The sequence below is a fragment of the Saccharopolyspora gregorii genome (genome assembly GCF_024734405.1).
Lineage (GTDB): Bacteria > Actinomycetota > Actinomycetes > Mycobacteriales > Pseudonocardiaceae > Saccharopolyspora_C > Saccharopolyspora_C gregorii.
The window spans coordinates 2,913,315-2,935,644 of the sequence record NZ_CP059556.1 but is presented as its reverse complement, the minus strand read 5'-3'; the positions used below and the strand labels follow the sequence as shown (position 1 = coordinate 2,935,644).

Annotated in this window: 18 protein-coding genes; 6 read left to right on the top strand and 12 right to left on the bottom strand. The window is 73.6% G+C overall.

The window, feature by feature from the left end:
* Nucleotides 1-3 precede the first annotated feature (3 nt).
* The 7 genes from H1226_RS12625 to H1226_RS12595 form a co-directional block, all read right to left on the bottom strand.
* The gene (locus tag H1226_RS12625) at nucleotides 4-978 is read right to left on the bottom strand and encodes an NAD-dependent epimerase/dehydratase family protein (RefSeq protein ID WP_224967036.1); all 975 of its coding nucleotides are present in this window, start codon (nucleotides 976-978) and stop codon (nucleotides 4-6) included.
* Nucleotides 975-2,111 carry a glycosyltransferase gene (locus tag H1226_RS12620; protein WP_224963007.1) on the bottom strand — a complete coding sequence of 379 codons (1,137 nt, stop codon included), beginning with the start codon at nucleotides 2,109-2,111 and terminating at the stop codon, nucleotides 975-977. Before H1226_RS12620 ends, H1226_RS12625 begins: the two co-directional genes overlap by 4 nt.
* On the bottom strand, nucleotides 2,108-3,472 hold the full coding sequence (locus H1226_RS12615) for a sugar transferase (RefSeq protein WP_258349169.1): 1,365 nt from the start codon (nucleotides 3,470-3,472) through the stop codon (nucleotides 2,108-2,110). The genes H1226_RS12620 and H1226_RS12615 overlap by 4 nt, the downstream gene beginning before the upstream one ends.
* A complete protein-coding gene (locus H1226_RS12610) occupies nucleotides 3,469-4,698 on the bottom strand; it encodes an NAD(P)-binding domain-containing protein (protein WP_258349168.1) in 1,230 nt (409 codons plus the stop codon). The genes H1226_RS12615 and H1226_RS12610 overlap by 4 nt, the downstream gene beginning before the upstream one ends.
* Nucleotides 4,695-6,050: a carboxylate--amine ligase gene (locus tag H1226_RS12605; protein ID WP_258349167.1), complete on the bottom strand. Its 1,356-nt coding sequence runs from the start codon at nucleotides 6,048-6,050 to the stop codon at nucleotides 4,695-4,697. The genes H1226_RS12610 and H1226_RS12605 overlap by 4 nt, the downstream gene beginning before the upstream one ends.
* Nucleotides 6,051-6,053: 3 nt before the next feature.
* Nucleotides 6,054-7,448 carry a nucleotide sugar dehydrogenase gene (locus H1226_RS12600; protein ID WP_258349166.1) on the bottom strand — a complete coding sequence of 465 codons (1,395 nt, stop codon included), beginning with the start codon at nucleotides 7,446-7,448 and terminating at the stop codon, nucleotides 6,054-6,056.
* 192 nt (nucleotides 7,449-7,640) lie between these two features.
* A complete protein-coding gene (locus tag H1226_RS12595; protein ID WP_224962204.1) occupies nucleotides 7,641-8,399 on the bottom strand; it encodes a polysaccharide deacetylase family protein in 759 nt (252 codons plus the stop codon).
* A 158-nt stretch (nucleotides 8,400-8,557) separates the two neighbouring features.
* On the opposite strand from H1226_RS12595, the gene H1226_RS12590 reads away from it, so the two are divergent.
* On the top strand, nucleotides 8,558-9,292 hold the full coding sequence (locus H1226_RS12590; RefSeq protein WP_258349165.1) for a GAF and ANTAR domain-containing protein: 735 nt from the start codon (nucleotides 8,558-8,560) through the stop codon (nucleotides 9,290-9,292).
* A 90-nt stretch (nucleotides 9,293-9,382) separates the two neighbouring features.
* Nucleotides 9,383-10,153 carry a phosphatase PAP2 family protein gene (locus H1226_RS12585; protein ID WP_258349164.1) on the top strand — a complete coding sequence of 257 codons (771 nt, stop codon included), beginning with the start codon at nucleotides 9,383-9,385 and terminating at the stop codon, nucleotides 10,151-10,153.
* Between the two features lie 30 nt (nucleotides 10,154-10,183).
* Here the strand turns inward: H1226_RS12585 and H1226_RS12580 are convergent, their stop codons facing one another.
* The 3 genes from H1226_RS12580 to H1226_RS12570 form a co-directional block, all read right to left on the bottom strand.
* Nucleotides 10,184-11,248, bottom strand: a complete 1,065-nt coding sequence (locus H1226_RS12580; RefSeq protein ID WP_258349163.1) for a 2-oxoacid:ferredoxin oxidoreductase subunit beta — start codon at nucleotides 11,246-11,248, stop codon at nucleotides 10,184-10,186.
* Complete coding sequence (locus H1226_RS12575) at nucleotides 11,245-13,071, bottom strand: 2-oxoacid:acceptor oxidoreductase subunit alpha (RefSeq protein WP_258349162.1); 1,827 nt, start codon at nucleotides 13,069-13,071, stop codon at nucleotides 11,245-11,247. Before H1226_RS12575 ends, H1226_RS12580 begins: the two co-directional genes overlap by 4 nt.
* 1,125 nt (nucleotides 13,072-14,196) lie before the next feature.
* On the bottom strand, nucleotides 14,197-14,487 hold the full coding sequence (locus H1226_RS12570; protein WP_224978393.1) for a hypothetical protein: 291 nt from the start codon (nucleotides 14,485-14,487) through the stop codon (nucleotides 14,197-14,199).
* Between the two features lie 204 nt (nucleotides 14,488-14,691).
* On the opposite strand from H1226_RS12570, the gene H1226_RS12565 reads away from it, so the two are divergent.
* From H1226_RS12565 to H1226_RS12555, 3 genes are all read left to right on the top strand, one after another.
* The gene (locus H1226_RS12565; RefSeq protein WP_258349161.1) at nucleotides 14,692-15,942 is read left to right on the top strand and encodes a helix-turn-helix domain-containing protein; all 1,251 of its coding nucleotides are present in this window, start codon (nucleotides 14,692-14,694) and stop codon (nucleotides 15,940-15,942) included.
* Entirely contained in the window at nucleotides 15,939-16,511 is a 573-nt protein-coding gene (locus H1226_RS12560) for a flavoprotein (RefSeq protein ID WP_258349160.1), read from the top strand. Before H1226_RS12565 ends, H1226_RS12560 begins: the two co-directional genes overlap by 4 nt.
* Nucleotides 16,512-16,605: 94 nt before the next feature.
* Complete coding sequence (locus H1226_RS12555; RefSeq protein WP_258349159.1) at nucleotides 16,606-18,120, top strand: glycosyltransferase family 39 protein; 1,515 nt, start codon at nucleotides 16,606-16,608, stop codon at nucleotides 18,118-18,120.
* Between the two features lie 39 nt (nucleotides 18,121-18,159).
* On the opposite strand, the gene H1226_RS12550 is transcribed toward H1226_RS12555, so the two are convergent.
* Both H1226_RS12550 and H1226_RS12545 read right to left on the bottom strand, forming a co-directional pair.
* Entirely contained in the window at nucleotides 18,160-19,959 is a 1,800-nt protein-coding gene (locus H1226_RS12550) for a PrsW family intramembrane metalloprotease (RefSeq protein WP_258349158.1), read from the bottom strand.
* A 64-nt stretch (nucleotides 19,960-20,023) separates the two neighbouring features.
* Nucleotides 20,024-20,521, bottom strand: a complete 498-nt coding sequence (locus H1226_RS12545; RefSeq protein WP_258349157.1) for a helix-turn-helix transcriptional regulator — start codon at nucleotides 20,519-20,521, stop codon at nucleotides 20,024-20,026.
* Nucleotides 20,522-21,075: 554 nt separating this feature from the next.
* Here H1226_RS12545 and H1226_RS12540 point away from each other — a divergent pair.
* Nucleotides 21,076-22,317 (top strand): glutamate decarboxylase, encoded by a 1,242-nt coding sequence (locus tag H1226_RS12540; protein ID WP_224959094.1) that lies wholly within the window; start codon nucleotides 21,076-21,078, stop codon nucleotides 22,315-22,317.
* The last annotated feature ends 13 nt before the right edge of the window (nucleotides 22,318-22,330 follow it).

The window sequence follows — 22,330 nt, the reverse complement described above, 5'->3', positions numbered from 1 at the left end:
CGCTTACGCCGAGACGACCTGCGCGGCGCGCGTCTGCTCGTCGATGACGGCGCGGATGATGTCGTCGAGGGTGCGCGCGGGCTGGAACCCGATGAGCTCGCGGGCCTTGGCGCAGTCCGGCACCCGCCGCTGCAGGTCCTCGTAGCCGGCGCCGTAGGCGTCCTCGTAGGACATCTTCACCACGCCCGCGTCGGAGCCGGTCAGCTCCAGCACGCGGCTCGCCAGGTCCATGATGGACACCTGCTCGGTGCTGCCGAGGTTGACGGCGGTCCCGTTGGCGGCGGGCAGCTCCGCCAGCCGCGCCAGGGCGGGCACCACGTCGTGCACGTGGCAGAAGCAGCGGACCTGGTGCCCGGTGCCGAACACGGTGAGCGGCCTGCCGTGCAGCGCCTGGCTCACCAGCCGCGGGATCACCATGCCGTAGCGGCCGCTCTGCCGGGGCCCGACGGTGTTGAACAGCCGCACGATCACCGCGTCCAGCCCGAGTTCCCGGACGTAGCAGCAGGTGAGGCTCTCGTCGATGGCCTTCGCCTCGGAGTAGGTCCAGCGGGTCTTCAGCGGCGAGCCGATCAGCCGGTCGTCGGTCTCGGCCAGGCCCGGTTTGGTGTTCTTGCCGTAGATCTCGCTGGTGGAGGCCACCAGCACCCGCGCCCCGTGCCGGTGCGCCGAGTCGAGCACGTTCTCGGTGCCGTGCACGTTGGTGAGCAGGCTGCGCAGCGTGCGCTCCTGGATGACGAACGCGCCCACCGCGGCGGCCAGGTGGAACACCACGTCCACTTCGGACACCAGGTCGTCGATCAGCGAACCGTCGAGGATGGTGCCGCGCACGAACCGGAAGTCCGGCTCGTCCGCGGGCAGGTTCGCCTCGCTGCCGGTGCTGAGGTCGTCGACGCCGACCACGGTGTTCCCCTCGGCCAGCAGCCACTCCACGAGGTGCGAGCCGATGAACCCGGCGGCTCCGGTGACCAGCGCCCTCATCGGACCCCTCCGCCCTGCTCGGTGGCCAGCTCCCGGCCGGCGACGCGCCTGCCCCCGGAGCGCAGCCGCTCGTAGAGGTCGTCGATGCGGCCGGTGACGGCCTCGATGCCGTACAGGTCGCGGATCACCGGCACGTCGCCGCGCGGGCGCCGGTCGGTGACCTCGGCGGCGATCTCCGAGCGCATTCCCTCGACGTCGCCGGGCACCTGGCGGGCCCGATCGGTGTGCACGCCCTCCAGCGCAGGGCAGGTCGTGTACAGCACCGGCATGCCGTTGGCCAGCGCCTCCAGCACCGACAGCCCGAAGGTCTCCTGCTTGGAGGAGGCCACGAACAGGTCGAACGCGGACAGCATCGCGGACACGTCGTGGCGTTCCCCGGCGAAGACCACGTGGTCGGCGACGCCCAGCGCCGCCGCCTGCTGCTCCAGCCGTTCCCGCTCGGCGCCGCCGCCGACGACGAGCAGCTTCGCGCCCTCGCCCAGCAGCGGGGAGGCCGCCTCGATGACGAGGTCGAAGCGCTTGTTCGCGTCCAGCCTGCCCAGCACGCCGATCACGTGCGCCCGGTCGTCGATGCCGTGCTCGGCGCGCACCCGCGACCGCGCGTCCGGGTCGAACGACACCCGGCCGAAGTCGACGCCGTTCGGGATCACGGTGATCTTCTCTGCGCGCATCCCCCAGTTCGCGAGCCGGTCGGCCACGGTCTCCGACACCGCGATGGTGCGCTGCGCGAAGACGTCGGTGCCGAGGTACAGGCCGCGCACCCCGGCGGTCATCCGCCTGCGCTCCAGGTGCGTCTCGCCGATCGAGTGCTCGGTGCCGACGACCACCGGGGTCCCGGCGAGCCGGGCGGCGAGCTTGCCGTAGACGCACGCCCGGTACAGGTGGGTGTGCACCACGTCGTAGCCGCCCTCGCGGATCAGCGACCGCATCTTGAGCACGGCGCCCAGCTGCGTGTTGCTGGTCATGCCGAGGTCGCGGACCCGGACCCCGTCCCCGGTGATCATGTCGGCGACGTCGCCCGGGTTGTAGAGCGCGAGCACGTCGGCGTCGTGCCGGGTGTGCTGCAAGATCGATCTGAGCTGCAGCTCGGCACCGCCGACCCCCAGACCGGTGATCACGTGCAGAACCTTCATTCCTGGTCTCCCCCCATCGCGGTGGCCAGCACGATGCCGACCGTCCTGGCCACGACCACCACGTCCAGCCACGGCGTCCAGTTCTCGATGTAGCGGTTGTCGAACTCGGCCCGCTCGGGGATCGAGGTGTCCCCGTGCAGGCCGTGCACCTGGGCCCAGCCCGTCATGCCGCCGCGCACCCGGTGCCGGTCCCGGTAGCGCGGGACCTCGCGGGCGAAGCGCTCGGCGTAGCAGGGCCGTTCCGGGCGCGGCCCCACCACCGACATCTCGCCGCGCAGCACGTTGCCCAGCTGCGGCAGCTCGTCGAAGTGGGTGCCGCGCAGCCAGCTGCCCAGCGGAGTCGTGTCGGCCGGGCGCACCGCCCAGCCCTGCGCGGTGCCGCGCGGCACGGTGCGCAGCTTCACCACGGTCGCCGACCGGCCGGGACCGGTGACGCGGCGCTGGCGGAACAGCGCCGCACCGCCGCCCCCGAGGCGGACCACGGCGGCCAGCACCAGCAGCAGCGGTGCCAGCACCACCAGCAGCGCCCCGGCCAGCACCACGTCGAACGCGCGCTTGATCAGAGCCGCGGCCGCGGTGTGGTTCCAGCGGCGCAGCGGCACCAGCGGGATCCCCCAGACCTCGTCGAGCAACCGCTGCGGCACCGCCACCCCCAGCTCCGGCAGCGCGGGCACCAGGTGCACCGCGGCGGGCAGCGGGCGGGCGGCCCGGACGATGCCCACCAGGTCCGCTTCGGTGTCCGCGGCGCACAGGACCACCCGGGTGGCGCGGTACCGCGCCACCAGCTCGGCCAGCTGCCGCGGCCGGCCCGGCACCGGCACCGCCGCCGGCACCGGCTCGTCGGCGAGCAGCAACGGCCGCAGCCCGAACTCCGGGTGCTCCAGCAGCGCGCGGGAGATCCGCACCCCGGTGGCCCCGGCACCCACGACCAGCACCACCTCCACCAGCCGCCCGCGCCGGTGCGCGGCCCGCAGCCCGGCGACCCCGGCGAGGCGCGCCAGCACCAGCCCGCCCGCCCCCGCGGGCACCAGCCACCCGGCGCCGGTCCACGGCAGCAGCAGCGCGGCGGGCACCGCGGCGTCCAGCACCAGCCGCGGCACCTGGTCGCCGACGCGCAGGCAGATCCGCGCCCGGTGCCCGCCGTCCACGCCCACCGCCAGCAGCACCGCCACCACGTACAGCGCCGCGGGCAGCACCGGCACGCCCAGCACGAGCACCACCGCGGTCAGCGCGACCACGTCGACCAGCGGCCACAGCACCAGCGGCAGCAGCCGCGGCACCCCGCGCGCCCCGGACCGCACCGGGGCGCGCCACCGGCACGGCACGGGGCCGGGGCCGGACCGCAGGTCGGCGATGCTCATCCGGCCACCCCGGCCCGGACCCGCCGAGCGCCGGAGGTCGAGGCCAGCCGGGCACCGACGCGCCGCACCGCGTGGTCGGCGCCGTAGACGAAGCGCATCACCGGGCCGTGGCTCGGGGTCACCGCGGCCCCGATGAAGAACAGGCCCGGCACCGAGGACTCGAAGTCCGCCCCGACCCGCGGGGTGCGGTCCAGCGTCCGCAGCCGCGACCGCAGCCTCGAGTTCACGAACGCGAGCCGCTCCAGGTCCGGCGGGTAGCCGGTCGCGCAGATCACGTGGTCGGCGGTGAACTCGCGGCCCCCGCCCGCGAAGGTGCGCACTCCCAGCCGCACCTGGTCGCCCACCGTCTTCGCCCAGTCCACGGTGTGCCCCACGTGCACCGGCAGCACGCCTTCGACGCGGCTGCGCAGCCACCACCCCCCGGCGGGCCCGAGCGCGGTGCGCGCCCGCAGCACCCGCTGGCTCTCCGGCAGGTGCCGGAACAGGTCGGGGTGCTCGGAGTAGAACCAGGTGGACAGCCCGGAGCCGAGTCCCGCCTCCGGCTCCCGCATCCGGCGCAGCAGCGGCCGGTCCGGCAGCAGCGGCCGCCCGTTCCACACCACGTTCCGGGCGCGCGCGATCAGCCGCACGTCGGCGCCGTGCTCGTGCAGCAGCGCCGCCGATTCCAGCGCGGACTGGCCCGCGCCGATCACCAGCACCGAGGCGCCGTCGAACCCGGACAGGTCGGTGTGCTCGGAGCTGTGCGTGCACAGCTCGGCGGGCAGGTCGGAGAACACCTCCGGGGTGCGCGGGAAGTGCTGCACCCCCGCGGCGACCACCACCGAGCGGGCCTTCGCGGTGCCGCCGTCGGCGAGGGTCAGCTCGAACTCGCCCGCCTGCCGGTCCACGTCGGTCACCAGCACCTCCTCCACCTCCAGGCCGCGCTGCTCGCGGAACCAGTCGGCGTAGGAGATGAAGTTCTCCAGCGATACCGGCACGCCGTAGTCGGCGTAGCCGTGCCCGGTCTCCTGGCAGAAGTTCCGCAACGTGTGCGACCGGTCCGGGTCGGACAGGTTCGAGGCGAACCCCTGCGATTTCAAGAACATGCCCCGCGGCATCCTGCTGCGCCACAGGTCCATCGGGATGCCGAACTGCCGGTAGCTGACCCCGGCCGACCGCAGGTGCGCGGCCAGCGACAGCCCGTACGGACCGGCGCCCACGATGGCGACGTCGACGGTGTCGTTCATCTGTGTCCCTCCTCGACCGCATACGGCGACCGTCGCCGCTGCCGGATTGCCGCCCCCGCGTCCCGCTCGATCCGTTCGCGGTACCGCGGCGGCTCCACCACCTGCACGCCGGTGCGGGGCGCGAACCTGCGGGTGAGGGCGCGGCGGCCCATCCACCCGCACATCAGCGCGAACGGCGCCAGGTCGTCGCGGGCGAACCACGCGAGCTCGTCCGCCCGCCACACCGACCGGACCCACTGCCGCAGCCCCAGGTCGCCGCGGCGCCAGTAGCCGACCGCGCCGAGCGGGTCGTAGTTCTCCACCAGGAACCGGCGGCCCACCGGCGGCAGGCCCTCCGGCACCGGCTGCCCGGTCAGGTCCAGGTAGGCCGCCAGCACCACGTCGATGCCCGCGGAGTCCCGGAACAACCGGAACTGCGCGCCCAGCCGGGGGTTGAAGTCCAGCAGCCGGTAGCTGCCGTCCCGCCGGTCGAACCGGAAGTCCAGGTCGGCGATGCCGCGGAAGTCCAGGCGCCGCAACAATTCCGTCGCCTGCGCGCGCAGCACCGTGTTGGACAGGCAGCGGCCCAGCGTGGTCAGGCCCGCGTGCGCCGGGTAGGAGCGCAGCTTCACGCCGGTGAACGCAGGCCGGCAGCCGCCGGACCCGCGGTAGGCGTGGAAGAACCAGTCGTTGCCGCTGCCGCCGGGCACGTACTCCTGCAGCATCAGCAGTCCCGCCCGCTGCTGCTCGGTCTCCTGCTCGTCCCACGCGTCGCCGAGCTCCCGCAGGTCCCGCGGCGTGCGCAGGATGGAGGTGCTGCGGACCTTCGCCCGGCCGCCGGAGGTCCACGGCGTGGCGAGCTTCGCCACCAGCGGGTAGCCGGTCTCGGCGGCGAACTCGGCGGCCTCCGCCCTGGTGCGCACGAGTTCGGCGCGCGGCGTCGGGATCCCCAGGTCCCGGCACACGTCCTGCAGGGTGAACTTGCCCGCGACCTCCCGCGGCAGCTCCGGCGGCGGGTCCGGGAACCGGAACCAGTGCCGCAGCGCCGCGCCGTGCTCGGCCAGGTGGATCGCGGCGGCGTCGTCGGTGGGGAACAGCACCGCGGGCCTGCCGAGCTTCTCCGCCAGCGCCGCCAGCCCCAGGTTGATCCGCTCCGGGTCGGCGAGCTCCGGCCGCCACCACCAGCGGCCGCGCAGGTAGCGGGAGTGCGCGGCCGGCGCCATCGGGTCCTCGTGCACCGCGTACACCGGCACCCCGGCGCGGCCCAGGCTGCGGATCAGCCCGAGCCCGCCGTGGTGCAGCACGTTCGGGTCCAGCTTGAACACCACCGCGGGCGTGGCGGTGTCGAGGCCGGCCGGTTCCGGGGTGCGCATCCCTCACACGACCTGCCGGTGCGGGGCCAGGTCGAACTGGTAGGTCGCGTCGAGGACCTGCGGGCAGTCCCCCGCCCACGAGTAGTCCAGCCCGGGGTGCACGGTGTGCACGACGACGAGGTCCCAGTCCGCGCCGCGCGGTTCCGGTTCCCCGGTCAGCGTGGACCCGTCGGGCAGCACGACCTCCCCGATGAGCGGGTCGTGGTAGCGCACGTCCGCGCCGAGCCGGGTGAGCCCGGCGATGATCGGCAGCGCCGGGGACTCCCGCAGGTCCCGCACGCCCGCCTTGTAGCTCACGCCCGCGATCAGCACCCGAGCCCCGGCCGCCGGGGTGCCCGCGGCGGCCAGCAGCTGCTCGGCGCGGCGCACCACCTGGTCCGGGCGCAGGTCGATGGACCGCATCGCCTGGTCGATCATCGGCGCGGCCACGCCCCGCTCCCGCAGCTGCCACAGCAGGTAGTGCGGGTCGCAGGGGATGCAGTGCCCGCCGACGCCCGGCCCGGGGAAGCTGCCGAGGAAGCCGTACGGCTTGGTGCCCGCCGCGATCGTCACCTCGATCGGGTCCAGCTCCAGCGCGCTGCAGATGTCGGCCATCTCGTTGGCCAGCGCCAGGTTCACGGCGCGGAAGATGTTCTCGTACAGCTTGGTCAGCTCCGCCGCCTCCGGGGAGCTCACCAGGTACACCGAGTCGGTGAGGTCGCCGATGACCCGCGCCGCCCGCGCCGAGCACTCGGGGGTGACGCCGCCGACGATGCGCGGGGTGTGCCGCTGCGAGTGGTCGTGGTTGCCGGGGTCGATGCGCTCCGGGCTGAACGCCACGTGCACCTGGCTGCCGACGGCCAGCCCGCGCCGCCGCAGCGGTTCCACCAGCAGTTCCCGCGTGGTGCCGACGAACGTCGTGGAGGTGAGGATGATCGTCTGCCCCAAGCGGGCGTGCGCCACCGCGGTCGCGCAGGCGGACCGCAGCGCCGCCAGGTCCGGGCTCCGCTCGTCGTCCACCGGGGTCGGCACGCACACCACGACGGTGTCGGCCTCGGCCAGCGCGGACGGGTCCTCGGCGAGCCGCAGCGTCCCGTCGCCGAGCGCCTCGTGCAGCACGGCCCGCTCCCCCTCCGGCAGGTCCACGTCCCCGTCGGCGATGTCCCGCAGCCGCTGCTCGCTGATGTCGACGCCGACGACGCGGGAGCGGCGGGCGGCGAGCCCGCAGGCGGTGGGCAGCCCGACGTAGCCGAGGCCGAGGATCACCACCGCTTCCTGCCGGGTGCCCGGCAGCGGGACGTCGAGCCCGGCGACGCGGCGGACCGCGTCCTCCTCCGACCGGTCCTGGTAGGCCACCAGCCGATCGGACAGCTGGCGTTCCCGCCCGTTGACCGCCAGCGCGAGGTGATGCTGGGTCACGTTTCCTCCCCCGGTTGCGCGTGTCCCCCCTGCCGGGCCCGGGGCGTGCTCCGCCCGCCGGTGCCCGGTGTCGCCGCGTCCGGCGCGGCGGTCTCGGCCCCCACCTCGATCCGCCGCGCCGGTCGGTTCGCTGCGGGCTTCAGACTCCCAGCTCAGCGGGTCCGGACCGCTCCCCCAACGGCGGTAGCGCCCCTACCGAAACCGCAGGATTCCCGAGTCGGCGGCGAGCACGTGCCGGACGCGCTTCGCGTCGAGCCGCAGCGTCCCGTCCCGGTCGCCGACGTAGGTCCGGGGCAGCGCGTGCGTCCCGGACGACGCGGAGCGCCAGATGGCGCAGCCGTACCCGTAGCCCGCTTCGCGGACGGCGGCGACGACGGCCGCGTCCACCGCGCCGTACGGGTAGCAGAAGCCGTCCACCGGTTGCCCGGAGATGGCCTGCAGCACCGGGCGGCTCTTGCCGACCTCCGCGGCGAGCTCCGCCGGTTCGAGCTCGGTGAGCCTGCGGTGCTGCACGCTGTGCGAACCGATCTCCATCCCGGCGGCGGCGACCTCCGCGACCTGCTCCTCGGTCATCAGCGGTTTCCGCGGGCCCGCCGGGTCCCACCGGTTGTGCCCGCCGAGCATCCCGGAGATCACGAACACCGTCGCCGTCCAGCCGAAGCGCCGCAGCAGCGGGTGCACCACCTCGGCGAAGTCGGTGTAGCCGTCGTCGAAGGTCAGGCCCACCAGCCCGCGGGCCCGCCCGGCCCGCCGCGCCGCCAGCAGCTCCCGCATGGACACCCCGGTGCAGCCGCGGGCCCGCAGCCAGCGCAGCTGCCGCTCGAAGCGCGCCGGGTCCACGGTCACCAGGTACGGGTCGTCGGTGTACTCGGACACCGAGTGGTACATCAGCACGTACGGGAACGAGTGCGGTACCCGCTGCCGGGTGGCTGTGCGCTCTGTCCGGGTCATCGCCGGCCGCCTTCCTCGTCGCGGTCCTCGGCGGACCGTCGCACGGCGCGGGCGGGCGCGGACCGGTCGCGCGGGTGAGTTCCGGTACCGCGGATGCACGAGACGTCTCGGGGATACTGGTCCGGGTCCAGGTGGTGCCGAGCAGCGGGAGCGATGCCGTGGCGCAGCGGGAAGCCGAGAACGAACCCGTCACGAGCGGGGTGCCCGCGCTGGTGGGTTCGCTGAGCGAACTGCCGTCGATCGTGCTCTCCACCGACGCGGTCGACGAGGTCGTGTGGGAGACCGCGATGCTGGCGGTGCGCGCGCACGAACCGACCGGTTCGTGCGGGGTCACGGTGCTGCGCGACGGGCACCCGGTGTCGCTGGTGCCGCACCTCGCCGAGCACAACGCGCTGGAGCAGTCGCAGTACGCGGCCGGGACCGGTCCGGTGCCGGAAGCCCTGGCCTCCCGGTCCGCGGTCGTGGTCGCCGACACCGCCGACGAGCCGCGCTGGCCGGAGTTCGCGGCGGCGGCCGCCGAGCAGGGCGTCGGGTCCTGCTGCGCGGCGCCGATGTTCGTCGGGGACCGGCCGCTCGGCGTGGTCAGCTACTACGCGAAGGCGCCGCACTCCTACGACGAGGACTTCCTGCTGGGCAGGCTCATCGCCGACCTGGCCGCCACCGGGCTGTGGTGCCTGCTCAAGCACGCCGACAAGCAGCAGCTGAGCGACCAGCTGCACCAGGCGCTGACCTCGCGCGCCGAGATCGACCAGGCCAAGGGGATCCTGATGGCGCAGCGCGGCTGCACCGCGGACGAGGCGTTCGACCTGCTGCGGGAGCAGAGCCAGCGGCACAACGTGAAGCTGCGCGAGGTCGCCGCCCGCGTCGTCCGGCGCACCACCGGCGGTGCCTGATCGCCGGTCCGCCGCGCGCTGATCGGTAGGATCGGGCGAATCCCCCAGCCGGTCGCGCACCGGACCGACCAGCACGCGAGGAGTTGAGCAGTGGCCGCGGCCTCCCGCCCCGACACCGAGGACCAGGACGAGCGGGACGAGCCCCCGGCGCGGCACGCGGGGGTGCGCGACCTGATCGCCGCCTACCCGTGGCTGCCGATCCCGGTGGGGCTGCTGCTGAGCGCGTTCGGCGTGTGGTGCTTCGCCGGGCTCGCCGAGCAGGTCTACCAGGGCGGGCCGGTGCTTCGGGTGGACGAGCACCTGCTGCGGGTGTCGCTGGGGCTGCGGTCCGGGCTGCTGGTCGGGGCGCTGTCGGTGCTGACCTGGCTCGGGGACGTGCTGGTGGTGCTGCCGGTGAGCCTGGCGATCGGGGTGCTGATCGGCGTCACCCGGAAGCGGTGGGGGCCGCTGGTGCTGCTGGCGGCGTCCTCGGCCGGGACGGGCCTGGCCGTGTACCTGTTCAAGATCATGATCGCGCGGCCGCGGCCGCAGGTGGTGGACGCGCTCGTCGTCGAGGACGGTTTCGGCTTCCCGTCCGGGCATTCGGCGCACGCGGCGGCTTTGTACCTGATGTTGGGCGCGTTCGGGCTGCGGCTGCTGCGCTCCCGCTGGGCGCGCGGCGCGGTGTTCGCCGGAGCGGTCCTCGCGGTCGTGATCACCGGGTTCAGCCGGGTGGTGCTGGGGGTGCACTCGCCGACCGACGTGCTGGCGGGCTGGGCGCTGGGGGCGTCGTGGACGGTGCTGCTGCTGAGCCTGTGGCTGTCCGGGGAACACCTGCCCCGCTTGATCGACGCCCTGGTCGCCCGCAAGCGACCCCGGTGAACTCGTCCGGCCCGAAGCCGCGGCGGGCGGTCAGATCGTCCAGGTGTCGTTGCCGGTGAGCAGCCGCTGGAGGTCCGGCGGATCGTTCTCCGCGGCGGCCGCGACCTGCGCCCGGGCCGCGTCGTCGTAGGTGGGGCGGGACACCGCGCGGAACACCCCGGTCACCGTCGGGTCCAGGTCCACCCCGCCCAGCCGGGACAGCGCGTAGGCGAACGAGCTGTCCGCCCGCTCGGCGTCGTGCACCACGACGTCCCCGGCGTCCACCGCGTCGTGCTCGGCGATCCGCAGCTCGCCCTCCGGCCCGCGCACCACCGCCCGCCGCGCGCCCTCCGGGCCGAACACGATCGGCTCGCCGTGGCGCAGCGGGATGAGCCGCCGCTGCTTCTCCTCCGCGTCCTTGAGCACGTCGAACGCGCCGTCGTTGAAGATCGGGCAGTTCTGGTAGATCTCCACCAGCGCGCTGCCCCGGTGCTCGGCGGCGGCCCGCAGCACCTCGGTGACGTGCGCCCGGTCCGAGTCGAGGGTGCGGGCCACGAAGCTCGCCTCCGCGCCCAGCGCCAGCGACACCGGGTTGAACGGCGTGTCCAGCGACCCGGCGGGCGTGGACTTGGTGACCTTCCCGACCTCGGAGGTCGGCGAGTACTGGCCCTTCGTCAGCCCGTAGATCCGGTTGTTGAACAGCAGGATCTTCAGGTTCACGTTGCGCCGCAGCGCGTGGATCAGGTGGTTGCCGCCGATGGACAGCGCGTCGCCGTCCCCGGTCACCACCCACACCGACAGGTCGGGCCGCTGGGTGGCGAGCCCGGTGGCGATGGCCGGGGCGCGGCCGTGGATGGAGTGCATCCCGTAGGTGTTCATGTAGTACGGGAACCGGCTGGAGCAGCCGATGCCCGAGATGAACACGATGTTCTCCCGCTTGAGCCCCAGCGTCGGCAGGAAGCTTTGCACCGCGTTGAGCACGATGTAGTCCCCGCAGCCGGGGCACCACCGCACCTCCTGGTCGGACTTGTAGTCCTTCGCGGTCTGCTTCTCGTCGCTGGTGGGCACGCCGTGCAGGCCGCCCAGCTCCGGCAGTCCGAGGTCCGTGGTGGTCACGCAGACACCCCTCGCAGCACATCGGTGAGCACGTTCTGGAGTTCTTCCGCCTGGAACGGCAGGCCCGCGACCTTGGTGTGGCTGTGCACGTCCACCAGGAAGCGGGCGCGCAGCAGCATCGCGAGCTGGCCGAGGTTCATCTCCGGCACGATCACCCGGTCGTAGCGGTGCAGCACCTCGCCGAGGTTCGCCGGCATCGGGTTCAGGTAGCGCAGGTGCGCCTGCGCGATCGGCATGCCCAGTCCGCGGACGCGGCGGCAGGCGGCGCCGATCGGCCCGTACGAGGAGCCCCAGCCGAGCACCAGCACCCTGGCCTCGCCGGACGGGTCGTCCACCGCCAGCTCCGGCACCTCGACGCCGTCGACCTTCGCCTGGCGCAGCCGCACCATCCGGTCGTGGTTGTCCGGGTCGTAGGAGATCGCGCCGGAGCCGTCGGCCTTCTCCAGCCCACCGATGCGGTGCTCGGTGCCCGGGGTGCCCGGCACCGCCCACTCGCGGGCCAGGGTCTCCGGGTCGCGCACGTACGGCCAGAACTCGCCGGAGCCGTCCGGCGCGTTCGGTCCGGTCGCGAACCGCACCCGCAGGTCCGGCAGCGCGGTGATGTCCGGGATCAGCCACGGTTCGGAGCCGTTGGCGACCGCGCCGTCGGACAGCAGCAGCACCGGGGTGCGGTAGACCAGCGCGATCCGGGCGGCTTCCAGCGCCACCTCGAAGCAGTCCGCCGGGGAGCGCGGGGCCAGCACCGGCACCGGCGATTCGCCGTTGCGGCCGTGCAACGCCTGCAGCAGGTCGGCCTGCTCGGTCTTGGTGGGCAGCCCGGTGGAGGGGCCGCCGCGCTGGATGTCGCAGACGAGCAGCGGCAGTTCCAGGGTGACCGCGAGCCCAATGGTCTCCGATTTCAGCGCCAGGCCCGGCCCGGAGGTCGTCGTCACTCCCAGCGAACCGCCGAAGGAGGCGCCGAGGGCGGCACCGACCCCGGCGATCTCGTCCTCGGCCTGGAAGGTGGTGATGCCGAAGTTCTTGTGCTTGGCCAGCTCGTGCAGCACGTCCGAGGCCGGGGTGATCGGGTAGGTGCCGAGGAACACCGGCAGCCCGCTGCGCTGCCCGGCCGCGACCAGCCCGTAGGCGAGCGCCGCGTTCCCGGTGATCTGCCGGTAGGTGCCCTTCGGCAGCGTCGCGGGCGCCACCTCGTAGGTGACCGCGAACGCCTCGGTCGTCTCGCCGTAGTTCCAGCCGGCGCGGAACGCGAGCACGTTCGCCTCGGCGATGTCGGGCTTCTTCGCGAACTTCTCCCGCAGGAACCGCTCGGTGCCCTCGGTGGGCCGGTGGTACATCCAGGAGAGCAGGCCGAGCGCGAACATGTTCTTGGCGCGTTCGGCGTCCTTGCGCCCCACCCCGGCCGGTTCGGCCGCGCCGCGGGTCAGCTCCGCCATCGGCACCAGGTGGACCACGTACGGTTCGAGCTCGCCCGATTCGAGCGGGTTCTGCGCGTAGCCGACCTTGGTGAGGTTCCGCTTGGTGAACTCGTCGGTGTTGACGATGAGGGTGCCGCCGGGCGGCAGGTCGCCGAGGTTCGACTTCAGCGCCGCCGGGTTCATCGCGACCAGCACGTCGGGCCGGTCGCCGGGGGTGAGGATGTCGTAGTCGGCGAAGTGCAGCTGGAAGCTGGAGACCCCGGGCAGCGTGCCCGCGGGAGCCCGGATCTCGGCCGGGAAGTTCGGCAGCGTCGCCAGGTCGTTGCCGAAGGCCGCCGCTTCCGAGGTGAAGCGGTCGCCGGTGAGCTGCATGCCGTCGCCGGAGTCGCCCGCGAAGCGGATCACCACGCGGTTGAGCTTGCGCGGCGGTTCCCCCGAGCCGTTCGAGGCCGGACCGGCCTCCGGTCGCTGCGGAGGCTGGTGCCCGTTCGTACTCACACCTGCACCCGTTCCCCTTCCGGCCGCGGGCCAGCCCGCGAGCCTCTCGGCCGCCCTGTGACGCACGATACAGCTCGGCGTGGTGTTCCTACGCCGATCACCCGGAGGACTCAAGGGCGAGACGCGCTCGGCGGGCCGGTCGACGTGAATTCCGCAGCTGTTCTCCGCGCGTCTTCCCGGCGACGATTCACTACTCCCGGGTAAAACAAGAGCGCCCTTGCGGCGAAACGGCGCGGGCCCACCCGCTCCGGATCAGGACGCCCCGGCGGAAGGCACCCTCCCCGCCCGATTCCCGCCGGGCCGAAACCTCGCGCGGAATGGTCCAGCGCACCGTCACCGACCGGTCACCCGTGGTGAGTTCGCGGCGCGACACCCCGGCATTCCGGAGCGACACGCCGCACGATACCGGCATCGGCGGACATCTCGGGCCCGACGGCATTCGGCCGCCGCCGAGCACCCGGGCGGCAGCCCGCGCGGCACTCCACCCGCCCCACCCGCGACCTGCCGCGAAGCCGTCCGGTCCGGACGCCCGGCACACCTCGGCGGGCGCAGCGGCGCCGCTGCACCGACCGACGCATCGCGCGCCACCGGCGGGACGATCGATCCACGGCGACCGGCCCTCCGCCGAACGCTCCGGCGGGTCCGGCGGCACCATTCCGGAGAGCATCGCGGGAATTCGATTCGAACCGACCGGAACGCTCCGCGGCACGAGCGCTCCGGCACAGTATCTCGCATTTCCACAATTGCCCCAACTCCTCGACCAGAACACGATCCGACCCCTCGACAGCGGGCCTGGCCGATAACGTCGCGCGACCATTCATCCGGGGCCGCGAGAACGTCCACGAGAAGAGTCGTGCAATTGATCGGTGTGACGCCGATCATTCCCCCGAAGTAGGAACCGGGGAGCGGACGTCTTAGTACCAACGAGTGAAGTCGTTAGTAGGTAGCGCCGCGCGGGCGCACCGCGGAAAGCGAACGACCCGGCCACCCCCACGGCCGGGTCGTCCACGAACGTTCGGGAACCGGATGCTCCGGTCAGGCCCCGGGCAGGCCCAGCAGGGCCGCCACGCAGGTCGCCAGATCCCCCGTCCGGCTCCACACCAACTCCCCCGGCGCCGCGGTGGCGGCGGGCATGATCCGCGCCGCGCGGCACTCGTCCTGACCGAAGATCCACAGCACGTCCATGCAGGTCGCGGTGTCCCGCCAGCCGACCAGACCGCCGATCTCCCCCTCGTCGTCCGCGACGGCGCGGAAGGACCACCCCGCCGCTCGCAGGTCGTTGAGACCCGCCAGCTCCGGGTAGGCCCGCACCGCGGACGCCGCCACACCCCCCTTCGTCGTGTCCTCTCCCGCGCCGTCCGGGCGGGAATCGAGGAATGCGCGCCGATTCTCAGCTGCTGATCGCATAGGCTGACAGTGGACCGAAATCGGATATCGGAGTGCCACACAATCGCCACACCCGCCGAGTTCCGATTGCCCTCCCGCGGCCGATCAGGTTTCGTGAGCGGGGCGTACAAGGGGGAAGACAGCATGACGCACGGAAACGGCATGGAAACCGACCTCGCACCGGAGGGTCCCGGCGACGACGTCGAAACCGACAATCCGACTCGGATCGGTTCCCGCATCGCCGAACTCCGCAAGATCCACGGCGTGACGCAGCGGGCGCTGTCGGTGCGGGCGGCGGTCTCCTATTCGCTGCTGCGCAAGGTGGAGCGCGGTGAGCGCGCGGCCAGCCACTCGTTCGTGGCCGCCGTCGCGCGGGCGCTGTCCATCAACATCACCGACCTCACCGAGCAACCGCACCACAGCCGCCTCGCCGGGCCGTCCTCGGACCAGGCGGGCGTGCCCGCGCTGCGCCAGGCGCTGGTCGAGGGCGACGACCCGCAGCTGGACACCGACCCGCGCAGCATCGCCGACCTGCGCGCCGACGTGGCCCGCATCAAGGAGTGGGACCGGCGTACCCGGCACGCCGAGGCGGTGCAGGCGCTGCCCGACGTGCTCCGGCACCTGCACCACGCGGTGCGGGCGCACCCGGACGTCCCCGCGGTGCACGAACTGCTCGCGACCGCGTACTCCTACACGATGATCGCGTTGTACCGGCTGGGGCACCTCGACCTGTGCCACCTGGCCGACGAGCGGGCGCGGGCCGCCTCCGCCCGCGGCGCGGACCCGGTGCGCGGTTCGGTGGCCGAGTGGAACCACGCGCTGGTCCTGCTGTTCGACGGCTCCTACAACGCCGGGCTGCGCTCCCTGGACCGGTCGCTGGGCCTGATCGGGTCGGAGCCGGAGACCCCGGCGACCTCCGCGGTGCGCGGCGCGGTGCACCTGCGCGCCGCGATCATGGCCGCGCGCACCGCCGACGCCGACCTCGCCGACGAGCACCTGCGGGAGGCCCGCGCGATGGTCGTCGACGGCCAGGACGAGGCCAACCACTACGGCACCAAGTTCGGTGCCACCAACGTCGACATCCACGGCGTCGCCGTACCGGTCGAGCTCGCCGACGGCACCACCGCCGTCACCAGGGCCGCCACCGTGCAGCTGCCCGAGCACACCGCGCCGAGCCGCAGCGGGCACTACTGGATCGACCTCTCCCGGGGCTGGCTGCTGCACGGCGACCGGCGGCGCTCGCTGGAGTGCCTGCAGACCGCGCGGCGGATCGCGCCGCAGCTGACCCGGTACCACCCGCAGGTGCACGAGACGGTGCAGTCGCTGGCCGCCAGCGACGCCCGCTCCACGAACAGCCTGTCCCACTTCGCCGCCTGGTGCGGCATCCGGCGGTGACCGGCACCGTGCTCGACGACGGCAGACCCGTGCTGTACGCGCTCGCGATGGGCTCGCCCGCGGCGCGCGACGTGGGGCGGCTGGTGGAACTCGCGCAGGCCGGCGGGTGGGAGGTGTGCGTGGTCACCTCCCCCGACGGCAGGCGGTTCCTCGACGCCGAGGCGCTGGCCGCGAAGACCGGGCACCCGGTGCGCAGCGAGTACAAGGACCCCGCCGCGGCCGATGAACTGCCGCCCGCGGACGGCATGATCGCCGCGCCGATCACCTGCAACAGCCTCGCGAAGTGGGCGGCGGGCATCTCCGACACGCTGCCGCTGGGGCTGCTGGTGGAAGCCGTCGGCAAGCGGCAGCCGGTGGTGGCGATGCCGTTCTCCAACCGGGCGCAGATCGCGTTCCCCGCCGTGCGGGAGGCGATGCGCAGCCTCGGCGGCTGGGGCGTCGAGGTGCTCGCCGGGCCCGACGTCTACGAGCAGCACGAGCCCGGCACCGGTGCGGCCCACCTGCACCGGTTCCCGTGGGAACTGGCGTGGCGCACCTTCCTCGCCCATCCCTGGCAACCGGCCCGCTGACCACGCCGGGCGGGTCGCCGCGCCCGCACCGCCACCGCGCCTAGACTCGCGCCGCGCCGGACGTCCACCGGCCGCCGTCGACGAGGGGGAACGGGTGCCAGCGCCGACCGAGCAGCCCACGTGCGCCGCGACCGGCGGGGAGAGCACCGGGCCACCGCCGTTCGCGCGCGGGCCGGTGCTGCTGCTCGCCGGGTTCGCCGCGCTGCTGCTGGTCCTGGTCAGCGGGCGCTACGGGTACCTGTCCGACGAGCTGTACTTCATCGCCGCCGGGAAGCACCTGGACTGGGGCTACATGGACCAGCAGCCGCTGGTGCCGCTGCTGGCCGCCGCGATCGACGCCGTCGCGCCCGGTTCGCTGCTCGCGCTGCGGCTGCCCGCCGCGCTGATCGCCGCGTTCGGCATCGCGGGCACCGCGCTGCTCGCCCGCGAACTCGGCGCGGACCGGCGCGCCCAGGTGATCGCCGCCGCCGCGTGCGCGCTGTCGCCGTGGCTGCTGCTGAGCGGGCACTGGCTGGCCGCCGCGACGCTGGAGCCCGCGCAGTGGCTCGCGCTGCTGTGGCCGGTGGCGCGGTGGGTCCGGCTGCACCGGGCCGGGATCCGGCGGGACCGGCTGCTGCTGCTCGCCGGGGTGGTCGCCGCCGTCGGGGTGCAGACGAAGTTCCAGATCGTGCTGCTGTGCGCGGCGCTGCTGCTCGGGGTGCTGATCTCCGGCCCGCGCGAGCTGCTGCGGCGCCCCGCGCTGTGGGCCGGTGCGCTGCTCGCCGCGGTGGCGGCCGCACCGGCGCTGGCCTGGCAGGTCGCGCACGGCTGGCCCGCGGTGGACATGGCGGGCGTGGTGGGTGGTGAGACCGACCGGCTCCTGCTGCTGCCCGCGGTGCTGCTCTACGCCGGGCCCGTGGTGGGGGCCGCGCTGTGCTGCTTCGGGACGTGGTGCCTGCTGCGGGACGAACGGCTGCGGCCCGTGCGGTTCCTCGGCTGGGCGGTGCTGCTGCTCGCCGCGTTCCACCTGCTGGCCTCGGGACGGCCGAACTACCTCTCGGGGCTCTACGGCCTGTTGTTCGCCGCGGGCGCCGTCGGTCTCCGGCACCGGCGGACCGCGCGGTGGTCGTGGGTGGTGGGGCCCGCGTTCGCGGTCTCGGCGGTGCTGCCGCTGGCGCTGCTGCCGATCGCCCCGCTGCCGGTAGCGGCCCGGCACCCGCAGCTGGCCTCCTACAGCCGGATGTACGAGACGGGGTGGCCGGAGCTCACCGCGACCGTCGCGGCCGCCTACCGCTCGCTGCCGCCGGAGCAGCGGCGGCGGACCGCGCTCGTCGCCGAGACCTACCACCTGGCGGCGGCGCTCGACGTGCTCGGGCCGGCGGCCGGGCTGCCTCCGGTGCACAGCCCGAACCGCGGGTACTGGTACTTCGGTGCTCCGCCGGACGGCGCCACGGTGTTGCTGTACGTGGGGGCCGCCGAGCCGCTCGCGCCGCACTTCGCCGAACGCACTCCGCTCGCGCGGGTGCGGACCGGGCCGGTGGTGAACCTCGCGCAGGGCGTGTCGGTGCTCCGGTACTCGGACCCGGTGCGGCCGTGGTCCCGGCTGTGGCCGCTGATCCGCACCGGCTGATCGGAAGGCGCGTCCGCCGGGCGGGCTCGGGCGGACCGCTCAGGGGCGGGGCGGGTGGTTCGGCGGCGGGGTCGGTGGTCCCGGCGGGCCCTGCTGGGGTCCGGGTCGCCGGTCGCCGGGCTGCCGGGGGTTCTGCCGCCGCGGACCGGGTTGCTGCGCGACCGGCTGCTGCGGGTTCGAGGGCGGCCGGTTCGGCTGCTGCGGGTTCGACTGCTGCGGACTCGGCGGTTGCGGACTCGACTGGTGGGGGTTCGGCGACTGCGAGCTCGGCGACTGCGAGCTCGGCGGTTGGGAGCTCGGCGGTTGGGAGCTCGGCGACTGCGGACTCGACTGCTGGGGGTTCGCCGGCTGCGAGCTCGGCGATGGCGAGTTCGGCGGCTGCGGGGTCGACCGCTGGGAGCTCGCCGACCGCGGGTTCGCCCGCCGCGAGTCCGATCGCGGGGTGCTCGGCCGCAGCGGGTTCGAGTACCGAGCGGTCCGCACCTCCGGATCCGAGGGCTGCGGCGAACCTCCCGCCCCCGCACCCGGCCGTCCGCCGGACGCCACCGTCCGCATCTTCCGCGTGCGCAAGACCGCGAGCGGCCCGGGCGGCGGCGGAGGCGGCGTCGGGGCGGGCCGGTACACCGGCATCCGCGTCGTCGCCAGCTCCGACGTGCGGAAGAAGCCGGACTGGTGCGTCCCGGCCCACGGCGGCGGCGCCACCTGCGGCAGCGGCCGGCGCTGGAAGAACGCGTTCCGCGCCACCCGCATCAGCCCGAGGATCGCGTCCCGCCGCGAGTGGAACAGCTCCACCGGGATCGTCGCCCGCGTCGCGTGGTCGTGCAGCAGCGCGAGTTCCGTGGCCGCCAGCTGGTAGTCCGCCATCGCCCGCGCCCCGGGCAGGCCCGCCTGCATCCGCGCCCAGGTGCGCGCCCGCCTGCGCCCGTTCATCGTCGCCAGCATCCGCACGTCCACGTCGTGCACCAGCCCGCTCGGGATGTAGGGCGGCAGGTGGGTGCCGATCAGCCCGATGAGCCGCTGCCGGTCCCGGATCACGACCAGGACCAGCGCCACCAGCACGCCGAGCTCCACCAGGTACGCCAGCGCCAACCCGCCGTAGCCGAACGTCGAGGAGAAGTTCCACAGCGCGTGCAGCAACACCGCCGCGACCCAGCCGCCGACCACGGCGAACCCGCGACCGCTTCCCCTGCTGTGCGCCGCGTAGGCCACGCCGAGCCCGGTCATCGCCGTGTAGATCGGGTGCCCCAGCGGAGCGATCACCCCGCGCACCAGCACCGTGCCCGCCACCGCGGACCCGTTCTCCAGCAACCCGGTCTGGTAGTAGAGGACGTTCTCCACGAACGCGAAGCCGAGCGCGCACAGCCCCGCGTACACCAGCCCGTCGGTCGGCCCGTCGATCTCGAACCGGCGGAACCACAGCATCAGCAGCAGGAAGAAGCCCTTGAAGCTCTCCTCCACCACCGGCGCGATCACCGAGGCGGTCAGCACCCGGCCCAGTTCCGGCCCGTACACCGGGTGCAGCAGCGACCCGCCGAGCGTGTTCACCAGGAACGAGCCGACGATGGCGACTCCGGCGCCCCACGCGAACGCGAGCAGCAGGTTCACCCGCGGTTCCGGTTCCAGCCGGTCCATCAGCAGCACCAGCGCCACCAGCACCACCACCGTCGGCAACGCCAGCAACCCGCTCAGCACCGTGCTGAGCACGCCACCGGTGAGCAGGTAGTAGGCGACCGCCAGCAGCGTGCACAGGCCGCACCCGATCAACCCGATGATGAACGGGAGCGGCACGCGGTCGCTGCTGCGGCCTTCGAGGATCGACCTGGGACTCAGCGCGGGCATGTCCGGCAGAGTAGAAGATCGTCGCGTTCGGGGTGGCCCGCACCCGCTGATCGGGCGCGGTCGGTCAACCGCGGTGCACCGCGCTCTGCCGGGGGATTTCGACGGGGCCAGGTTCTCCGCCGCCCTGCTCGCCCGGTGCGCGGCCCGCGGTGAGCGCCTTGACGGCGGCGGAGGTGCGGTCGGCGACCTCCAGCTTGGTGAACACGGCCCGCAGGTGGTTCTTCACGGTCCGCTCGGAGATGCCCAGCGACCGGGCGATCTGCCGGTTGGAGCTGCCGCGGACCAGGTGCCCCAGCACTTCGTGCTCGCGCGGGGTGAGCCGCTGCAGCAGCGGTGCCGCCTGCGAGCGCGGTTCGCCGCCGACCCCGGCGCCGGCCGCGCGCTGCAGCGCGTCCCGGTAGACCTCGCCCGCGACGAGCCCGTTGTGGCCCAGGCGCACCCGCAGGGTCACCAGCTGGTTCACCTGCCCGAGCACCTGCTCCAGCGCCGCGGAGTGCTCGATCGCCTCCCGCATCATCGCGGTGATCGCGGTGTCCAAGGCTCGCCGGTACGAACTGGCCATCAGGTGACTCCCACAGGTTCGGTGACATCGGCCGCGCCACCGGGCACACGGGTGCCCCGGACGACGCGAGATCGTTCCGGCGCAGGACCGGGACATCGCGGCGCACCACCGCCATGACCAGGTCTTCTTCGAGCACCGTCGCAGGCCGACGCTTCACCACCGGGCAAGGCCTTCCCACCTGCACCGGACCGGTCGCTGCCTCCACTGGCTATGTCGTCAGGAGCCCCCGCAGAAGTGACCGACCGGCCACCGATTTCCCCCGGATGCCGCAATCAAGGACACGTTCGAGCGACCGCGGAGGTGCCATTCGGAGGACCAGGTCCGGCGGAGCAGGCCTTTGTGACCATGTTTGCCCCGCCGAGCGGGGCCTAGGTTTCGAAACGTCGCACGTCCCAATCCCTCCCGCTGCACTCGGCTGCGAGGCCACCTGAGTTCGCAGCCCCCAGTGAAACCACGTCGCAGTCCCCCTCAAGGAGGTCTTCGCCATGTCGTGTCCGCAGGCGGCAAGCCGGGCGAGCGCACCACCCACGACGACCGCGCGACCACCGGGAGCGATGCCCAGCAAGGGCTGGACCGCCTCGGCGGCGGCCAACGCGGTCCGGATCAAGCTCCGGGAGGACATCGCCCCGGCGTCGAACCTGGCCACGTTCCTGACCAGCTCCGTCGAACCGGAGGCCGAACGGCTCTTCAGCGACTACCTGCCGTACAACCTCATCGACCGGGACCAGTACCCGGGCGCCACCGAGCTGGAGCGGCACTGCGTGCAGACCCTGGCGGGGCTGTGGAACGCGGACCTGTCCACCGCCGTCGGCACCGCCACCACCGGGTCCAGCGAGGCCGCGCTGCTGGCCGGCACCTCGCTGCTGCGGCGGTGGCGGCACCGCGGGGACACCGGCGGGCGGAAGCCGAACCTGGTGCTGGGCTCGAACGCGCACGTGTGCTGGCACAAGTTCTGCCGCTACTGGGAGGTGGAGCCGCGCATCGCCCCCGCGCAGCAGGACCGGCTGCACCTGACCGCACAGCAGGCGGCGGAACGCTGCGACGAGGACACCATCGGCGTGGTCAGCATCCTGGGGTCCACGATCGACGGCAGCTACGAGCCGATCGCCGAGATAGCCGCCGCCCTCGACGATCTCGCCGCGGAGTCCGGTGTGGACGTTCCGATCCACGTGGACGCCGCCTCCGGCGGTTTCATCGCGCCCTTCCTGGATCCGGGGCTGGCATGGGACTTCCGGCTGCCGCGGGTGCACTCGATCAACGCGTCGGGGCACAAGTACGGCATGGTCCCGGCCGGGCTCGGGTGGATCGTGTGGCGGGACCCGGAGGCGCGCACGAACTGGCTCAGCTTCGACACGAACTACCTGGGCAGCACGCGCGCCAACCACGAGCTGAGCTTCTCCCGCTCGGCGGCGCCGGTGGTGCTGCAGTACTACAACTTCCTGCGGCTCGGCTTCGACGGCTTCCGCGAGCTGCACGCCCGCAGCCGCGCCACCGCCACCGCGCTGGCCGACGCGCTCGGCGGCATGGGCCCGTTCCAGGTGCTCGGCGACGGCCGCGAACTCCCCGTCGTCGTGCTGGCCCAGCGCGAAGGCGCGCACCGCTGGACGTTGCGGGAGCTGGCCGCGCACCTGGGCACGCACGGCTGGTCGGTCCCGGTCTACTCGCTGCCGCCGGACCGCCAGCAGACCGACGTGCTGCGCATCGTGGTGCGCACCGAACTCACCGCGCGGCACGCCGAGGACCTGCTCGACGCGGTGCGCGGCTACCTGTCCGGCGCCATCGCCACCCCCGCGTGAAACCCGTTCCCCA